Annotated in this window: 12 protein-coding genes and 1 pseudogene; 3 read left to right on the top strand and 10 right to left on the bottom strand. The window is 70.7% G+C overall.

Annotation, left to right across the window (positions count from 1 at the left end):
- Positions 1-16: 16 nt before the first annotated feature.
- The 3 genes from GLX30_RS23895 to leuA all read right to left on the bottom strand — a co-directional run bounded on the left by GLX30_RS23895 (position 17) and on the right by leuA (position 5,058).
- Entirely contained in the window at positions 17-2,158 is a 2,142-nt protein-coding gene (locus tag GLX30_RS23895; RefSeq protein ID WP_159692179.1) for an MMPL family transporter, read from the bottom strand.
- Between the two features lie 235 nt (positions 2,159-2,393).
- Positions 2,394-3,071, bottom strand: a complete 678-nt coding sequence (locus GLX30_RS23890; protein WP_159692177.1) for a TerB family tellurite resistance protein — start codon at positions 3,069-3,071, stop codon at positions 2,394-2,396.
- 223 nt (positions 3,072-3,294) lie between these two features.
- Positions 3,295-5,058 carry a 2-isopropylmalate synthase gene (gene leuA / locus GLX30_RS23885; protein ID WP_159692175.1) on the bottom strand — a complete coding sequence of 588 codons (1,764 nt, stop codon included), beginning with the start codon at positions 5,056-5,058 and terminating at the stop codon, positions 3,295-3,297.
- Positions 5,059-5,352: 294 nt separating this feature from the next.
- Here leuA and GLX30_RS23880 point away from each other — a divergent pair, with 294 nt between their 5' ends.
- Together GLX30_RS23880 and GLX30_RS23875 are read left to right on the top strand one after the other, a co-directional pair.
- Positions 5,353-6,408 carry a M4 family metallopeptidase gene (locus GLX30_RS23880; RefSeq protein ID WP_159692173.1) on the top strand — a complete coding sequence of 352 codons (1,056 nt, stop codon included), beginning with the start codon at positions 5,353-5,355 and terminating at the stop codon, positions 6,406-6,408.
- Positions 6,409-6,477: 69 nt separating this feature from the next.
- Positions 6,478-6,744, top strand: a complete 267-nt coding sequence (locus GLX30_RS23875; RefSeq protein ID WP_005317886.1) for a protealysin inhibitor emfourin — start codon at positions 6,478-6,480, stop codon at positions 6,742-6,744.
- 45 nt (positions 6,745-6,789) lie between these two features.
- Here the strand turns inward: GLX30_RS23875 and era are convergent.
- The 3 genes and pseudogenes from era to GLX30_RS23860 form a co-directional block, all read right to left on the bottom strand.
- Positions 6,790-7,730: pseudogene (era, locus tag GLX30_RS23870) on the bottom strand (GTPase Era).
- 116 nt (positions 7,731-7,846) lie between these two features.
- Complete coding sequence (locus GLX30_RS23865; protein ID WP_159692171.1) at positions 7,847-8,200, bottom strand: cytidine deaminase; 354 nt, start codon at positions 8,198-8,200, stop codon at positions 7,847-7,849.
- Positions 8,201-8,226: 26 nt separating this feature from the next.
- Positions 8,227-9,120: a helix-turn-helix transcriptional regulator gene (locus tag GLX30_RS23860; protein WP_159692169.1), complete on the bottom strand. Its 894-nt coding sequence runs from the start codon at positions 9,118-9,120 to the stop codon at positions 8,227-8,229.
- A 90-nt stretch (positions 9,121-9,210) separates the two neighbouring features.
- Between GLX30_RS23860 and GLX30_RS23855 the strand changes: the two genes are divergently transcribed.
- Positions 9,211-10,617, top strand: coding sequence for an MFS transporter (locus GLX30_RS23855; protein ID WP_159692167.1), 1,407 nt, complete (start codon positions 9,211-9,213; stop codon positions 10,615-10,617).
- Between the two features lie 177 nt (positions 10,618-10,794).
- Here the strand turns inward: GLX30_RS23855 and GLX30_RS23850 are convergent, their stop codons facing one another.
- Genes GLX30_RS23850 through GLX30_RS23835 form a run of 4 tightly spaced genes read right to left on the bottom strand, consistent with a single transcriptional unit; the run spans position 10,795 to position 13,975 of the window.
- Positions 10,795-11,151 (bottom strand): MmcQ/YjbR family DNA-binding protein, encoded by a 357-nt coding sequence (locus GLX30_RS23850; RefSeq protein ID WP_159692165.1) that lies wholly within the window; start codon positions 11,149-11,151, stop codon positions 10,795-10,797.
- Positions 11,148-12,452, bottom strand: coding sequence for a hemolysin family protein (locus GLX30_RS23845; protein ID WP_159692163.1), 1,305 nt, complete (start codon positions 12,450-12,452; stop codon positions 11,148-11,150). Before GLX30_RS23845 ends, GLX30_RS23850 begins: the two co-directional genes overlap by 4 nt.
- Positions 12,449-12,946 carry an rRNA maturation RNase YbeY gene (gene ybeY, locus GLX30_RS23840; RefSeq protein WP_159692161.1) on the bottom strand — a complete coding sequence of 166 codons (498 nt, stop codon included), beginning with the start codon at positions 12,944-12,946 and terminating at the stop codon, positions 12,449-12,451. The genes GLX30_RS23845 and ybeY overlap by 4 nt, the downstream gene beginning before the upstream one ends.
- Positions 12,947-12,958: 12 nt before the next feature.
- Positions 12,959-13,975 carry a PhoH family protein gene (locus GLX30_RS23835; RefSeq protein ID WP_159692159.1) on the bottom strand — a complete coding sequence of 339 codons (1,017 nt, stop codon included), beginning with the start codon at positions 13,973-13,975 and terminating at the stop codon, positions 12,959-12,961.
- Positions 13,976-14,012 lie beyond the last annotated feature (37 nt).

Here is a 14,012-nt window from a genome sequence, read left to right as displayed (position 1 = left end):
AACATGCCCCGCTGGGCTAACGGCTGTCGCCCGCCGGCTGCGGCTCGCGCGTCGCCCGCGTCGCCGGCTCCGGTTCCGGCTCCCCCGCCGCGCGGCGGCTCAGCGGACCCGGCCACCACACCCGCCGCCCCAGCAGCAGGCTCGCCGACGTCACCAGATAGGTGCGGACGAGGAAGGTGTCCAGCAGGACGCCGACCGCCACGAGGAAGCCCATCTCGAAGAGCGGCACGAGCGGGAGGTTCATCAGGACGGTGAACGTGGCCGCGAGGACGATGCCCGCGGAGGCGATCACCCCGCCGGTCGTGCGGAGCGCGGTGAGCGCCGCCGTCTCCGGCTCGGCGCCCGCCAGGGACTCCTCACGCATCCGGTGCATCAGGAAGATGCCGTAGTCGACCCCGAGGGCGACGAGGAAGACGAACGACAGCAGCGGCGTGCTCGGGTCGAGCCCGCCGAACCCGAAGACCGGTTCGAAGAGCAGTCCGCCGAGGCCCATGACGGCCCCCCACACGGCGACGACGGCCGCGGTGAGGATCAGGGGTGCGACGAGGCTGCGGAGCAGGACCACGAGGATCAGCAGGACCGCGCCGAGGACGAGCGGGATGACGATCTTCTGGTCGCGGGCGTTGGTGTCGGCCAGGTCCAGCTGCTGGGCGCTTGGCCCGCCGACGTGGCTGCCGTCGAGCCCCGCCCGCAGGGCCTCGATGGTGGCGGTCTCGCCCGCGCTCTCCGGCGCGTCCTTCGCGAAGACGGTGATCTCCGTCCAGCCGCCGCCGGAGCGGCCGGCCTCTGCCGCGGCGACACCCTCGGTGCGGCGGGCCTGCGCCAGCGCCTGGCCCGCTCTGTCGGTGGGGGCCACGATGCTGATCGGCTGGCTGCTCCGGTCCGGGTAGGCGTCCTCGAGGACCTTCATCGCGGACACCGACTCGGGCCGCTCGGTGAAGGTGTCCTCCTGGGCGAGGTTGCCGGGCAGGTTGAACACGCCGAGCGCGAGCGCGCCGAGCAGCAGCGCCCCGGACACGAGGACCGCGCCCGGCCGGCGGCCGGCGGAGCTGCCCATCGCGGCGAACAGCGAACGGCGTTGTTTCGGCTCCGAACCGTGGGCGGGCACCAGCGGCCAGAACACCCGGCGGCCGAGGAGCACGAGGACGGCGGGCAGCAGGGTGAGCATCGCGGCCAGCGAGCACACGACGCCGACCGCGCCGACCGGGCCGAGTCCGCTGGCGCTGTTGAGGTCGGCGGCGAGCAGGCACAACAGCCCGGCGGCGACGGTGCCCGAGGAGGCGACGACGGCGGGACCGCAGCCGCGCAGGGCGGCGAGCATCGCGTCGTACGGCTGCTCGACGCGGCGCAGCTCCTCCCGGTAGCGGGCGACGAGCAGCAGCGCGTAGTCGGTGCCCGCGCCGAAGACGAGGACGGTCATGATGGCGGCGCTCTGGCTGGTGACGGTGAGGTCGAAGCCCTGGATGAGCCCGTAGACGACGGCTCGGGAGGCGACGGCCGCGAAGCCGACGACGGTGAGCGGCACGAGCCACAGGAACGGGCTGCGGTACGTGAGGATGAGCAGCACGGCGACGACGAGCACGGTCGCGACCATGAGCGTGCCGTCGATGGTCTCGAAGACCTTCTCCATGTCCGTCGCCAGGGCGCCGGGACCCCCGAGTTCGGCGCCGAGTCCCTCGACCGGGTCGGCGCCGAGCCGTTCCCGCACGTCGTCGACGAGCGCGATGCGGGCGTCGTTGTCGGTGCCGGGTGCGGTGGTCGACATCGGATACATCAGGGTCGTGCCGTCCTTCGACGGGATGCCCTGCGGCGCGCCGCCGTCGAACTCGTGGGCGCCGGTGATCCCCTCCACCTGCTGCCGCGCGTGGGCGCGGTCCGCGGCGGTCAGCCCTCCGTCCCGGTGGTAGACGACGACCAGCTCTGTGGACTCCCCGCCGGGCAGCGCCTGTTCGACCTTGGCGACCTGGGTGGAGTCGGCGCTCGCGGGGAGGTAGTCGACGATGTTGTCGCGCTGTGCGTCACCGAGTTTCCCGGCGAAGGGGACGGCGAGGGCGACGACTGCGATCCACAGGACGAGGACCGCCCAGGGCAGGGCCTTGCGGCGGGCGGTCGGCCTTGTGGGCGGTGGTGCGGTCGCGGTCGGTGCGGCGGGCCCCATGGTGTCTCCCCTTCGTCACGGGCGTCCGGTGGCTGGATGCACCACCAGACTCCCGCCGGGCAGGGGCGGTTTCGTCGCACGCGCGGGCGAGATGGGCGCTACTGCGCAGGGTGGCCCGTGGGGTGCCGTACTCCCCGGGGAGTACGGCACCGGGAGCGGTGCGGGAGCACGGCCAGGGGCGTACGGCTCCCGAGCACGGGGGCACGACGTGGGGTCGACCGGGCTCCCGGCAGGGTCAGAACGGTGTGTGCGCCGCCGTCTCCAGGAGCTGCACGATGTCGTCGTCGTCGAACTGGAGCGCCGCCCCGACCGTGGTGAGGACCTCGCGCTCGGCGGGGGTGTAGGGCCCGTCCGCGAGGGCGATGCGCGCGCCCTGGAGCAGGATCGACTCCCGTCCGGCGGGGGCCAGATGGGGCGCGAGCGGCTCGAGCGCCTCGTGGAGCTCGATGGCGAGCGCCGCGCCGTACGGCCCGGCGTCCGCGACGTACCGGCCGGTGTCGGCGGCGAGGGCCTCGATCAGGGAGGTGAGCTGGTCCTCCGTGCAGTCGTCGAGTCCCGCCGCGCGTACCGCCTGCACGGCGGTCTCGCGGACGGTGCGGGAGGAGGTGCCGCCGGAGGCGAGGACGGCGAGGGCGACGGTGTGGACCGCGTCCCTGAGCATCGCGGAGAAGCGGCCGGTGGTGGGGTGGTCGAGGACGTCCATGCCGAAGTGGCTGTGGCAGGCGGCGCATTCGACGACCGGGCCGGCCAGGCCGCGCGGCAGCAGGGGCACTCCGAGGACGGTGAAGCGGCGGCGGCCGGTGCGGCGGCGGTAGTTGCGGTCGCCTCCGCATTCGGGGCAGAAGAACTCGCCGTCACCCACGGTGTTCCAGGACGTGTGAATGCCGCATACCCGCAGTTTTCGGACGAACATTCTCCGGGCTGTCAGCACGTCGCACCTCCATGAAGCTGCGGCAGCGCTGCCGCGTTGACGTGATGTTAGCCACATGGATGATGTCGCGTCAGCACCCGTGAAGAAGCATGAATCGACATGGCCGATTCCGCTCCCTGGCACAACTGCGTGCACAGCGACGCAAATCGCCGGGCCCGCCCGTGATCAGGGCAGGCCCGGCGACCGGGCCGGTTCGACCGGCGTACTAGCGGGCCGCGCGGTTGACGGCCGAGACGACCGCCTTCAGGGAGGCGCGGGTGGTGTTGGCGTCGATGCCGATGCCCCACAGCACCTGACCGTCGATGGCGCACTCGATGTAGGAGGCGGCCTGCGCGGACGCGCCCTCGCTCATCGTGTGCTCCTGGTAGTCCAGCAGCCGTACGTCGACGCCGATGCCGTTCAGCGCGGCGAAGAACGCCGAGATCGGACCGTTGCCGGTGCCGCTCAGCACGGTCTCCGTGCCGTCCACGACCGCCTCGACGGTCAGGGTGTCCACGCCGTCCTTGTCGGTGGTGGTCTGGCCGGAGCGGATCTGGATGCGTCCCCAGGGGTTCTCGGGGTTCGGCAGGTACTCGTCCTGGAAGACGGACCAGATCGCGGTCGGGGTGATCTCGCCGCCCTCGGTGTCCGTCTTCGCCTGGATGATCTTCGAGAACTCGATCTGCATACGGCGCGGCAGGTCCAGCTTGTGGTCGTTCTTCAGGACGTAGGCGATACCGCCCTTGCCGGACTGCGAGTTGACCCGGATCACGGCCTCGTACGAGCGGCCGACATCCTTCGGGTCGATCGGCAGGTACGGGACGGCCCACTCGATGTCGTCGACGCTCTTGCCGGCGGCGGCCGCGTCGGCCTCCATCGCGTCGAAGCCCTTCTTGATGGCGTCCTGGTGGGAGCCGGAGAAGGCGGTGTAGACCAGGTCGCCCGCGTACGGGTGGCGCGGGTGGATCTCCATCTGGTTGCAGTACTCGCTGGTGCGGCGGATCTCGTCGATCTGCGAGAAGTCGATCTGCGGGTCGACGCCCTGCGAGAACAGGTTCATGCCCAGGGTGACCAGGTCGACGTTGCCGGTCCGCTCGCCCTGGCCGAACAGGCAGCCCTCGATTCGGTCCGCGCCCGCCATGATCGCCAGCTCGGCGGCGGCGACGGCGGTGCCGCGGTCGTTGTGCGGGTGGACCGACAGGCAGACGTACTCGCGGCGGGTCAGGTTGCGCGACATCCACTCGAAGCGGTCGGCGTGCGTGGAGGGGGTCGAACGCTCCACGGTGGCGGGCAGGTTGAGGATGATCTCGCGGCCGGGGCCGGGCTGCCACACGTCGCACACCGCTTCGCAGACCTCCAGGGCGAAGTCCAGCTCGGTGTCGGTGAAGATCTCGGGGCTGTACTGGTAGCCGAAGGCGGTCTCGTCGCCCAGCAGCTTCTCCGCGTACTCCATCACCAGACGGGTGCCGTCGACGGCGATCTGCTTGATGTCGTCCTTGGAGCCGCGGAAGACGACGCGGCGGAAGGTGGGCGCGGTCGCGTTGTACAGGTGGACCGTGGCCCGCTTGGCGCCGACCAGGGACTCGACGGTCCGCTCGATCAGGTCCTCACGGGCCTGCGTCAGCACCGAGATGGTGACGTCGTCGGGGATCGCGCCGTCCTCGATGATGGAGCGCACGAAGTTGAAGTCGGTCTCGCCGGAGGACGGGAAGCCGACCTCGATCTCCTTGTAGCCCATGCGTACCAGCAGGTCGAACATCTCGCGCTTGCGGGCCGGGCTCATGGGGTCGATCAGCGCCTGGTTGCCGTCGCGCAGATCGGTGGACAGCCAGCGCGGCGCCTTGGTGATCCGCTGCTCGGGCCAGGTGCGGTCGGGGATGTCGACGGACTCGTACCCGCGATACTTGTGGATCGGCATCCCGGACGGCTGCTGCGTGTGCGTCGTGCTGGTGATCGGGGTGGGACGGCCGATCCACTGCGACTGTGACATGGCGTAGGGCTCCTCGGATCCTGCAGGAAGGGGGGCCGACTGAGTCGAAGCAGCACCAGACTCCGCGGGGAGGGGGTCGGCCTACGACTACAGGCCCTCGCCGCGGCAGCTAAGGAGAAGCAGCCCGAAACGCATGATGCACAGCAGACTAGCCGAGCCTCGGCGGGAGCGTGGGACCCGTTCCAGTATGCGGGACGACCGATCAGTAACGGTCAAATATGACCTATCACTCCATTTCGCGAACCGACCTCACTTTCCGTGACAGTTCCTTCACGTGGTGCCACATTGCCGCTCATGGACATTCGCACCCCGGTCTTCTGCGGCATCGTGCCGCCGCACATCCTCGACAAGCTCGCCCGCGCCGACGACCCCGCCGTCTCCGGCCCTGCCCGGCGCACCCTCCAGGCGGACGCCGCGCAGCGCACCGGCCGCCGGCTGACCACGGTCCTGGGCGCCGCGGCCCGCCCGGTCGCCGCCCCGGCCGACGGGCCGCGCCGGACCGTCTACGACGCCCGGGGCGGCACCGACCTGCCCGGCACCCGGGCCCGCGGCGAGGGTGAGGAGGCCGTCAAGGACGCCACCGTCAACCGCGCGTACGCGGGCCTCGGCGCCACCTTCGAACTGCTCACCGCCTACGGCCGCAGCTCCATCGACGGCGCGGGACTGCCGCTGGACGCCTCCGTCCACTACGACGAGAAGTACGGGAACGCCTTCTGGAACGGCGAACAGATGGTCTTCGGTGACGGTGACGGCGAGATCTTCCTCGACTTCACCGTCGCGGTCGACGTCATCGCCCACGAACTGGCGCACGGCCTGACCCAGTACACGGCCAACCTCAGCTACTTCGGCCAGCCCGGCGCCCTCAACGAGTCGGTGTCCGACGTGCTGGGGTCCCTGGTAAAGCAGCGCACACTCGGGCAGAGCGCCGAGGAGGCCGACTGGCTGATCGGCGCCGGCCTGCTCGCGCCCCGGGTCGAGGGCGTCGCACTGCGGTCGATGAAGGCGCCGGGGACCGCGTACGACGACGATGTGCTGGGCAAGGACCCGCAGCCGGCGACCATGGAGGACTACGTCCGCACCGGTCGCGACAACGGCGGCGTCCACATCAACTCCGGCATCCCCAACCACGCCTTCTACCTGCTGGCCACCCGCCTGGGCGGGCGGGCGTGGGAGCGGGCCGGGCAGATCTGGTTCGACGTGCTGACCGGCGGCGAGCTGACGGTGGACGCCGACTTCGGCAGCTTCGCCCGCCTGACGGTGGCCGCCGCCGCGGCCCGCTACGGCGAGGGTGAGGAGCACGAGGCCGTGCTCAAGGCCTGGTCCCAGGTCGGCGTGAAGACGTCGGACTGACGGCCCGGCTCGCCGTGGGCCGGGCGGTCCGACTGTCGCCCGGCCCCGTTCCGTACTACAACGGGAACCATGCGTATCCAGGTAAGGCGTACAGGAGGCTTCGCCGGGATCGAGCGCCTCGCCGAGGTCGACACCTCGGACCGGGCCGATGCCGGCGACGTGCATGCCCTCGCCGCACAAGCGGTGTCCGAGGCCCGCGACACCCCGCCCATCGGCGTCCCTGACGGGTTCAGTTACCAGCTCACGGTCGACGGGCGCACGGTCTACTGTTCCGATCCCCGGCTGACCGACGCCCAGCGGCAGCTGATCTCGCTGGTGCTCAAGGAAGGTTCCTGACGGCGCCGTCCGGCGGAGCCTCTCGCGCCCTCCACGACCCCGCGATCAGAAGCCGAGCTTGCGCAGCTGCTTGGGGTCGCGCTGCCAGTCCTTCGCCACCTTCACATGGAGGTCGAGGAAGACCGGCGTACCGAGCAGCGCCTCGATGTGCTTCCGGGACTTCGTGCCGACCTCTTTCAGGCGCTTGCCCTTCGGGCCGATGATGATGCCCTTCTGGCTGGGGCGCTCGATGTAGACGTTGGCGTGGATGTCCAGCAGCGGGCGGTCCGCCGGACGGTCCTCGCGCGGCAGCATCTCCTCGACGACCACCGCGATCGAGTGCGGGAGCTCGTCCCGTACGCCCTCGAGTGCGGCCTCGCGGATCAGCTCCGCGACCATGACCTGCTCGGGCTCGTCCGTGAGGTCGCCCTCCGGGTACAGCGGGGGCTCTCCGGCAGAAGGGGGATCAGCAGGTCCGCCACCAGCTGCACCTGCGTGTCGCCCACCGCGGAGACCGGCACGATCTCGGCCCACTCGATGCCGAGTTCCTTGCCGAGCTTGTCGACGGCGATGAGCTGCTCGGCCAGCGTCTTGGAGTCGACGAGGTCCGTCTTGGTGATGATGGCGACCTTCGGGGTCTTCTTGATCCCGGCGAGCTCCTTGGCGATGAACCGGTCGCCGGGGCCGAGCTTCTGGTCGGCGGGCAGACAGAAGCCGATGACGTCGACCTCGGCCCAGGTGGTGCGCACGATGTCGTTCAGCCGCTCACCGAGCAGGGTCCGCGGCTTGTGCAGCCCCGGGGTGTCCACCAGGATCAGCTGCGCCTCCGGACGGTGCACGATGCCGCGCACCGTGTGCCGGGTCGTCTGCGGCCGCGTGGAGGTGATCGCCACCTTCTGGCCGACGAGAGCGTTCGTGAGGGTGGACTTGCCCGCGTTGGGGCGGCCGACGAAGCAGGCGAAGCCGGCCCGATGGGGGGCTTCGGAAGACTGGGTACGAGCGCTCATGGCGCCCATTGTCCCTGATGTCACGGGCCCTCGGTCACGCACGCCCGCGCCCGTCACGTCCCGGCCCCGCCCGGCCGGCCGCCGAGGCCGCCGTGCGGGGCGCGGGCGCGGGTGGTTCAGCCCGCGGTGACCGCGGCCTTCAGCTCACCGTCCGGGCCCGCGAGCAGCACCAAAGTCGCCGCGCCGCCCAGGTCCCGGACCGCCGCCCGGTCCTCGTCGGAGGCGGCGTCGGCGTCGGAGACGACCGCGGCGGCCTCCAGCGACGTGGCGCCACTGGCAACGGCCATGGCCACGGCGGTCCGCAGCGCGCTCAGCTTCAGCGAGTCGAGAGCCACCGTCCCGGCGACGTAGGTACGGCCGGTCTCGTCGCGGACGGCGGCGCCCTCGGGCACACCGTTACGGGCCCGGGCGCTGCGCGCCAGCGTGATGATCTTGCGGTCCTCGGGGCCGAGGTCGGAGCTCTGCGTCATGCCCAGAGCATAGATCGGCCCGCGCGTCAGCCCGCCACGGGATACATCGACCCGCGCCGGCCCTCGGGGCTCGCGAGCCACTCCAGCTTCGCCGCCGTGTCCGTCGCCGCGTCGGGCACCGGGGTGTGCATCACGATCACCAGGTCCGGCCGGGCCGGCACCCTCAACTGCGTCGACTCCACGACGAGTCGGCCCACCAGCGGATGCTCCATCTCCTTGCGGATCTGCCCGCCGGGCGCGACGTCCCGCCGCTCCCACAGTTCGGCGAACTCGGGGCTCGCCGCCTTGGCCTCGGCGACCACCGTCCGGAACCCCTCGTCGTCCGGCCCTTCGGAGCACGCGGCACGGAACTGCGCGACGACCTGCGGCGCGTTCTCCGCCCAACCGGAGCTGCGGGCACGGTAGACGGGGTCGGTGAAGTACGCGATCAGACAGTTCTGCACGATGCCGGGCCGCATGCCGAGGACCGCGGCCGCCGCGTCGTTGTACATCACGGTGTTCCAGTAACCGTCCATGATGTGCGCCGGATAGGGCATCCACGCGTCGATCAGCCGCCGCAGCCCCGCGCACATGTCGCGGTCGCCCGGATCGGTCCGGGGCGCCGGCGGGTTGAGACCCGCGAGGACGTACAGATGGCGGCGCTCGGCGCTGCTCAGCCGGAGCACCCGTCCCACCGCGTCCAGGACCTGCGGCGAGACGGTGATGTCACGCCCCTGCTCCAGCCACTGGTACCAGGAGACACCGACACCCGCGAGGACGGCGACCTCCTCCCGGCGCAGACCCGGCGTACGGCGACGGGCGCCGCCGTCCGGCAGGCCCGCCTCCGCCGGTGTGATCCGGGCGCGCCGGCTCATCAAGAACTCCCGCAACTCGCGCAGCCGGTGCGCCTTCGTCGCGTCGTGCCCGGTCGACGTGGCCACGTACTCCCCCTGTCCGTATGCCTGGTGGTGCGGCCAACAGGATAAGTTCCCGCTCCCCACGGCGTGCCGGGCCGCCGGAGAGTCACCGGCATGGCTACCGACACCACCCTTCCCTCCCCCAAGGGCACGACGCCGCCCCGGCTCGACCGGCGGGCACGGCTGGTCCTGTTCGTGCTGTGCGCCGCTCAGTTCATGGTCGCGCTCGACTTCTCGGTACTGAACGTCGCCCTGCCCGAACTGGGCCGGGACCTCGGGCTAGGCCCGTCCTCGCTCCAGTGGGCGGTCACCGCGTTCGCCCTGCCGTCCGGCGGCTTCCTGCTGCTCTTCGGGCGCATCGCCGACCTCTACGGACGGCGCAGGCTGTTCCTCACCGGGCTGGCCGTCTTCGGCGCGGCGTCGGTGCTCGCGACGTTCGCATGGGACCCTGCGTCGTTCCTCGCCGGCCGGGCGCTCCAGGGACTCGGCGCGGCCGTCATCGTGCCCACCGGCATGTCGCTGCTCACCACCACGTTCCCCGAAGGGCCGCAGCGTGAACGGGCGCTGGGCATCAGCGGCACGCTGCTGTCGCTCGGCTTCACCGTCGGCATGCTCCTCGGCGGAGTCATGACGGACACCCTGGGATGGCGCTCGACCATGGGCCTGCTGGCCCTGTTCACCTTGATCGTGCTGCCGCTCGCGCCCGGCCTGCTGACCGAGTCCCGTACGCCGCTGCGGCCGAAGCTCGACGTGCCCGGCGCGGTCACCGTCACCGGTGGTCTCCTCGCCGTGATCTACGCCCTCTCCACCGCCGCCGACCGCGGCTTCGGCGGCGCGGACGTGATCGTCACGCTCGTCGCGGGCGTCGCGCTGCTGACCGCCTTCGCGGTCGTGGAGACCCGCAGTCCGGCCCCGCTGGTCTCGCTGCCGATGCTGAGGCGGAGGACGGTGGCGTTCGGCAACCTCGGCGGGCTCGTCACCTTCTCGATGATGAGCACGGTCGTGTTCGTCCTCACGCTGTACCTCCAGGAGACGCTGGGCCTTCCGGCCTATGTCACCGGCCTGGTCTTCGGTGTGCAGGGCGTCCTGTCCGTGATCGCCGGCACCTTCGCCCCGAAGATCATCGGACGCTTCGGCGCGCCACGCGTCCTGGTGTTCTCCCTCGCCGGCCAAGGCATCTTCGTCGCCGCCCTGCTGGGCCTCGGCACCCAGTCGGGCGCGCTGCTCGCGACAGTGGGCGTCTCGCTGGCGAGCATGTGCCACCTGGGCGCGATCATCTCCTACGGCCTGACCGTGACGTCCGGCGTCCCGGACGGCGAGCAGGGTCTGGCGACGGGTCTCGTCACCACGACACAGCAGGTGGGCCTCACGGTGGGTATCCCGGTGCTGGGCGTCCTGGCGACGACGCGGGAGTCGCTGTTCGAGGGGATCCGGACGGTGCTGGCGATCGACGCGGTGGTGGTGCTGGCCACGGCGGTCGCGGTGGCCGCGGCACTGAGGCGGAGGCGCCCAGGCGCCTGACCCCCTGCGGCGGAGGCTGCTCCCCTCCCCGCCCTTCCCGCTGCATCGATGTGCGGCTCCGCCGCGTGGCGGGGCAAGCCCCGGACCCCGTACCGCGCTTCGCGCGGTGTTGGGTCCGGGCGGAGCCCGGTTTCGGGAAGAGGCGGGGTGGGGAACAGGCCCCCCACAGCGGCCTCGCTAGCCCCGGTCCAACCGCAGGCGTTCCGCCCGTGGCAACCCCGCCACCACCAGGTCGTACGAGTCCTCCACCAGCTCCCGGACCAGCCGGTCCGGCAGACGGCCAACCGTCACCGTGTTCCAGTGGCGCTTGTTCATGTGCCAGCCGGGCACGATCACGCCCGGGTGGTCCGCGCGCAGCCGGACCGCGAGGTCCGGGTCGCATTTGAGGTTGACCGTGAGCGGCGCGGCGTCCAGCGCGCTGAGTGCGAACATCTTGCCCAGGACCTTGAAGACCGAGGTCTCCGGCCCGAAGGGGAACTCCTCCACCGCGGCGTTGAACTCGAGGCAGAACGCTCTCAGCTGCTGTGCCTTCATCCGGTCATCCGCTCCTGGGTCACCTGTTCCACCGGCTCGGAGAGCACCGTCACGATCTTGTTCCGGCGGCCGGCCGGGGACTCCGCGGTGAGCCGCAGGGCGCGGCCGTCCGGCAGGTCCACGACAGCCTTGGCGCCGGCGATCGGAACCCTGCCGAGTGCCTTGGCCAGCAGGCCGCCGACCGTCTCCACGTCCTCGTCGTCGAGCTCGTCGGCCCCGAGGCCGTACAGCTCGCCGAGGTCGCCGATGTCGAGGCGGGCGGTGACGCGGAAGCAGCCGTCGCCGAGCTCCTCGACGGGGGGCAGCTCGCGGTCGTACTCGTCGGTGATCTCGCCGACGATCTCCTCGAGGATGTCCTCGATGGTGACGATGCCCGCCGTGCCGCCGTACTCGTCGATGACGACGGCGACGTGGTTGCGCTTCTGCTGCATCTCGCGCAGCAGGTCGCCGGCGTTCTTCGTGTCGGGGACGAAGACGGCGGGCCGCATCGCCGTCGAGACCAGGTCGGCCTCGGCGTCGCGGTTGATGTGGGTCTTGCGGACCAGGTCCTTGAGGTACACGACACCGACGATGTCGTCCTCGTTCTCCCCGGTGACGGGGATGCGCGAGAAGCCGGAGCGCAGCGCCAGCGTCAGCGCCTGCCGCACGGTCTTGAACCGCTCGATGGAGACCAGGTCGGTGCGCGGCACCATCACCTCGCGCACCAGGGTGTCGCCGAGTTCGAAGACGGAGTGCACCATGCGGCGCTCGTCGTCCTCGATCAGCGATTCCTGCTCCGCCAGGTCGACCATCGCCCGCAGCTCGGCCTCGGACGCGAACGGCCCCTTGCGGAAGCCTTTTCCGGGGGTCAGGGCGTTGCCGATGAGGATCAGCAGCTGCGGTACCGGGCCCATCACCCGGGCGAGCGGCAGCAGCACGTACGCCGCGGCGGTGGCCGTGTTGAGCGGGTGCTGACGGCCGATGGTGCGCGGGGAGACGCCGACGGCGACATAGCTCACGAGCACCATCACGGCGATGGCGACGAGCAGCGCCGACCAGGTCTCCGCGAAGTCCTCGAGGCACACGTAGGTGACGAGCACCCCGGCCGCCATCTCGCACGCCACCCGCACCAGCAGGGCGACGTTGAGATAGCGGGTGGGGTCCGCGGTGACCTGTTCGAGCTTGTCCGCTCCACGTCGTCCGGACCGGACGGCCTCGGCGGCGCGGAAGCTGGAGACGCGGGCGAGGCCCGCCTCCGCACATGCGGCCAGCCAGGCCACGACGACCAGCGCGACGGCGCCGGCGATCAGTTGGCCGCTCATGAGACGGTCGGCGCAGGGGAGGGACCGGTATGGCCCTTCTCCGTCCGCCAGCCGTCGACGATCGCGGCCTGGAGACCGAACATCTCGGCCTTCTCGTCGGGCTCCTCGTGGTCGTAGCCGAGCAGGTGCAGCACCCCGTGGACGGTCAGGAGCTGGAGCTCCTCGTCCATGGAGTGCTGCGTCGGCGCCTCTTCGCCCTGCTTCTTCGCCACCTCGGGGCAGAGCACGATGTCGCCGAGGAGGCCCTGCGGGGGCTCCTCGTCGTCCTTGGCCGGCGGACGGAGCTCGTCCATCGGGAAGGACATCACGTCGGTCGGACCCGGCAGGTCCATCCACTGGATGTGCAACTGCTCCATGGCTTCGGCGTCCACGACGATCACCGAGAGTTCGGAGAGCGGGTGGATACGCATCCGCGCGAGGGCATAGCGGGCGATGTCGAGGATCGCCTGCTCGTCGACCTCGGTTCCGGACTCGTTGTTGACGTCGATCGACATGGTGCGCGTTGACTACTTCCCGTTTTGGCCGTCGTACTTCTCGTACGCGTCGACGATACGGCCGACCAGCTTGTGCCGTACGACATCCTGCGACGTGAGCCGCGAGAAGTGGACATCGGGGACGCCGTCCAGGATGTCCTGCACCTGGCGCAGGCCGCTCTTCGTCCCGCCCGGAAGGTCGATCTGGGTGACGTCGCCGGTGATCACGATCTTCGATTCGAAGCCGAGCCTGGTGAGGAACATCTTCATCTGCTCGGGGTTCGTGTTCTGCGCCTCGTCCAGGATGATGAACGCGTCGTTGAGCGTGCGTCCACGCATGTACGCCAGGGGCGCGACCTCGATCGTGCCCGCCGCCATCAGGCGGGGGATGGAGTCGGGGTCGAGCATGTCGTGCAGTGCGTCGTACAGCGGCCGCAGATACGGGTCGATCTTCTCGTACAGCGTGCCGGGGAGGAATCCGAGACGCTCACCGGCCTCGACCGCGGGGCGCGTCAGAATGATGCGGTTGACCTGCTTGGACTGCAGCGCTTGGACGGCCTTGGCCATGGCGAGATACGTCTTGCCGGTACCGGCGGGGCCGATGCCGAACACGATCGTGTGCTTGTCGATCGCATCGACGTAGTGCTTCTGGTTCAGCGTCTTGGGGCGGATGGTGCGGCCGCGGCTCGAGACGATGTTCTGGGTGAGGACCTCTGCCGGGGTCTCGGTGGCGCCCGAGCCCTCTTCGGCCGCTCTGAGCATGGCGATCGAGCGTTCCACTGCGTCCTCCGTCATCGGCTGCCCGGTGCGGAGCACGAGCATCATCTCGTCGAACAGGCGTTGGATCAGAGCGACTTCCCGCGCGTCGCCGACCGCGCTGACCTGGTTGCCCCGGACATGGATGTCGGCCGCCGGGAAGGCCTTTTCGATCACGCGCAGCAGGGCGTCACCCGAGCCCAGGACCGTCACCATCGGGTGCTTGGCCGGGACGGTGAAGTGGGCTCGCGCCTGGCCCGGCGCGGGGGTCTGGTCTGTCGGTGTCTGAGTCATGGGCCGGCTCTGTGGCCTGCACATACCTCCCGTTGCA

This window comes from Streptomyces sp. Tu 2975 (genome assembly GCF_009832925.1).
In the GTDB taxonomy this organism is placed as follows: Bacteria; Actinomycetota; Actinomycetes; order Streptomycetales; family Streptomycetaceae; genus Streptomyces.
This window is presented reverse-complemented; position numbering and strand designations above follow the sequence as displayed.

Bases quoted from the DNA above. Each gene is read 5' to 3' on its own strand.
- GLX30_RS23895 (WP_159692179.1), bottom strand. From the start codon at position 2,158: ATGGGGCCCGCCGCACCGACCGCGACCGCACCACCGCCCACAAGGCCG.
- ybeY (WP_159692161.1), bottom strand. From the start codon at position 12,946: ATGTCGATCGACGTCAACAACGAGTCCGGAACCGAGGTCGACGAGCAG.
- GLX30_RS23855 (WP_159692167.1), top strand. From the start codon at position 9,211: ATGGCTACCGACACCACCCTTCCCTCCCCCAAGGGCACGACGCCGCCC.
- GLX30_RS23880 (WP_159692173.1), top strand. From the start codon at position 5,353: ATGGACATTCGCACCCCGGTCTTCTGCGGCATCGTGCCGCCGCACATC.
- GLX30_RS23850 (WP_159692165.1), bottom strand. From the start codon at position 11,151: ATGAAGGCACAGCAGCTGAGAGCGTTCTGCCTCGAGTTCAACGCCGCG.
- GLX30_RS23835 (WP_159692159.1), bottom strand. From the start codon at position 13,975: ATGACTCAGACACCGACAGACCAGACCCCCGCGCCGGGCCAGGCGCGA.
- GLX30_RS23845 (WP_159692163.1), bottom strand. From the start codon at position 12,452: ATGAGCGGCCAACTGATCGCCGGCGCCGTCGCGCTGGTCGTCGTGGCC.
- GLX30_RS23890 (WP_159692177.1), bottom strand. From the start codon at position 3,071: ATGTTCGTCCGAAAACTGCGGGTATGCGGCATTCACACGTCCTGGAAC.
- GLX30_RS23865 (WP_159692171.1), bottom strand. From the start codon at position 8,200: ATGACGCAGAGCTCCGACCTCGGCCCCGAGGACCGCAAGATCATCACG.
- leuA (WP_159692175.1), bottom strand. From the start codon at position 5,058: ATGTCACAGTCGCAGTGGATCGGCCGTCCCACCCCGATCACCAGCACG.
- GLX30_RS23875 (WP_005317886.1), top strand. From the start codon at position 6,478: ATGCGTATCCAGGTAAGGCGTACAGGAGGCTTCGCCGGGATCGAGCGC.